The organism is Marilutibacter maris, from assembly GCF_006546735.2.
GTDB lineage: Bacteria > Pseudomonadota > Gammaproteobacteria > Xanthomonadales > Xanthomonadaceae > Marilutibacter > Marilutibacter maris.
The window spans coordinates 1-2,634 of the sequence record NZ_VICD02000043.1; the positions used below are offsets into that span (position 1 = coordinate 1).

1 protein-coding gene is annotated in these 2,634 nt (G+C 74.4%); it reads left to right on the plus strand.

Annotated features, from left to right (window positions below; genetic code table 11):
* Positions 1-350: 350 nt before the first annotated feature.
* Positions 351-2,634, plus strand: a 2,284-nt coding sequence (gene recC, locus FKV24_RS03250; protein ID WP_141481227.1) for an exodeoxyribonuclease V subunit gamma, incomplete at its 3' end; no start/stop codon positions are given.

Genomic DNA, 2,634 nt, shown 5'->3' on the forward strand with positions numbered 1-2,634 from the left:
CGCAAACCTCGGGCCCCGCCGTTGCGCTTCCACACCCCCATTCGCGCTGCGCGCGAATCGCCCCCTGACTCAGGGGGGAACGATATCCGGCTGCGCCCGGATATCTCCCAAGGTTCGCTGCGCAAACCTCGGGCCCCGCCGTTGTGCTTCCACACCCCCATTCGCGCTGCGCGCGAATCGCCCCCTGACTCAGGGGGCTGTGCCTAGACTTGTAGGAGCGGCGTGAGCCGCGAGGGCTTTCATCGGACGCCCGGGGAGCGCGGCTCATGCCGCTGCTACGAAAGGCGGGTTGGCCGGCGCGTCGCGGTCCGGTCTCGTCGGCGGCGACCGCGCTCGGGCATCATGCGCGGATGCCGGGTGCGACCGACTTCCGTCTCTATCATTCCAATGCGCTGGACGTGCTGGCGCAGCTGATGGCGAGCGAGCTGCGCGCGCCGGCGCCCGGGCAGGGGCCGCTGGAGCCGGACCTGGTGCTGATCCCGCAGGTGGCGATGCGGCGCTGGCTGCAGGCGACCCTGGCCGAGGCGCACGGCATCGCCGCCAACCTCGAGTTCCTGACCCCGGGCGAATTCGTCGCCCGCGCGCTGGACGCCAACCTCGGCACCGCGGCCGAGGATCTGGACGCCGGCGGCCTGCAATGGGCGTTGTATGCCGCATTGCGCGACGAGGCGTTGATGGCGCGTCCGGCGATGGCGGCGCTGGCCGCCTGGCTGGGCGCCGGCGACCCGGCGCGGCCGTGGACCCTGGCCGGCGAGCTGGCCGGGGTCTATGCCAAGTACCTGGCCTGGCGCCGCGACTGGCTGCTGCGTTGGGAAGGCGGCGCCGATCCCGACGACCCGCAGGCGATCCTGTGGCGCGCCATCGCCCGCGGCCGCCAGCACCGCGCCCGCCGCATCCAGGACTATCTCGCCCTGTTTGGTGGCGACACCGACGGCGCCCTGCCGCGCGGCCTGCCGGCGCGGCTGTTCGCCTTCGCGACCCTGAACGTCTCGCCCGACGTGCTGCGGGTGATGGCCACCCAGGCCCGCGTCGGCACCCTGCATTTCTATCTGCCGACCCCGACCCGCGCCTACTGGGGCGACCTGCGCAGCCTCGGCGAGCGCGTGCGCGCCGGCGATCCGGATCCGTTCGGGGTCGAGGACGGCGAGAACCCGCTGCTGCGCGACTGGGGCGCGGCCGGCCGCGACTTCATCGCCCTGCTGGGCAGCTACGAGGTGGTGCACCCCTCCGGCGAGGTCGATGCCTGCGTCGAGCCGGCGGGGTCGTCGGGCCTGTTGCAGCGGATGCAGGCCGACCTGTTCCACCGCCGCCCGGCGCCGCTTGCCGGCAGCGCCCTCGACGGCGGCCCCATCGACCGCGGCGACCCCAGCCTGCAGTTCCATGCCTGCCACACCCGGCTGCGCGAGCTGCAGGTGCTGCACGACCGCCTGCGCGCGCTGCTGGAGCCGACCTCGCCCGAGGGACGGCGCTTCGACCCGCCGCTGCAGCCGCGCGAGATCGCGGTGCTGGCGCCGGACATCGACCCCTACGTGCCCTATCTGGACGCGGTGTTCGGCGACGACGGCCAGGACCGGCCGATCCCGTATGCGATGGCCGACGCCAGCCCGCTGGCCGGCGAGCCCCTGGCCGAGGTGTTCCTGCGCCTGTTGGCGCTGCCGGTGTCGCGCTTCGGCCTGGAGGAGATGCTCGACCTGCTCGCCAGCCCGCCGCTGGCGCAGGCCGCCGGGCTGGACGCGGCGGCGCTGGAGCGGGTGCACGGTTGGCTGCACGCGGCCGGCGCCCGCTGGGGCCTGGATGCCGGCCACCGCCACCGCCATGGCGCTCCCGACGACGATGCCTACACCTGGCAGTTCGCCCTGGACCGGCTGCTGCTCGGCCACGCCAGCGGCAGCGAGGCGCCGGTGCCGGGCGCCGATGGCGAAGTGGCGCCGTGGCCGGAGCTGGAGGGCGGCGCGCTGGATGCGCTGGACACCCTGTTGCGTCTGTTGCGGGTGTTGGCGCGTCACGAACGCCTGCTCGGCGAGGCGATGGTGCCGGAACAGTGGCGCGAGCGCCTGCTGGCCCTGCTCGACACCCTGTTGCCGCGGCCGCCGGCGACGCCCGGCGGGCAGCGCGCGCTGGACCGGCTGCGCACCCTGATCGACGGCTTCGCCCACGACGCCCGCGGCCAGGCGGTGACCGAGCCGGTCCCGGCCGAGGTGGTGCGCGCGCACTTCGCGACGGTGCTGGGCGAGGCCGATACCCGCGCGCCGTTGCTCACCGGCGGGGTCAGCTTCGCGCGGATGGTGCCGATGCGGCTGCTGCCGTTCCGGGTGATCTGCCTGCTGGGCATGAACGACGGCGACTTTCCCCGCCGCGATCCGGCCGCCGGCCTCAACCGCCTGACCGCCGAGCTGGGCACCGAGCGGCGCCGCCACGGCGACCGTTCCACCCGCGAGGACGACCGCTTCCTGTTCCTGCAATTGTTCGCCTCCGCGCAGGACGTGTTCTATCTGAGCTGGCTCGGCGCCGACCCGCGCGACGGCAGCGCGCGCGAGCCGTCGGCCCTGGTCACCGAGCTGCTGTCGGCCGCCGCCGACTACCACGCTGCCGAAGACCACGCTGCCGCGGTCGATGCCGCCGCCAGCAAGGCCG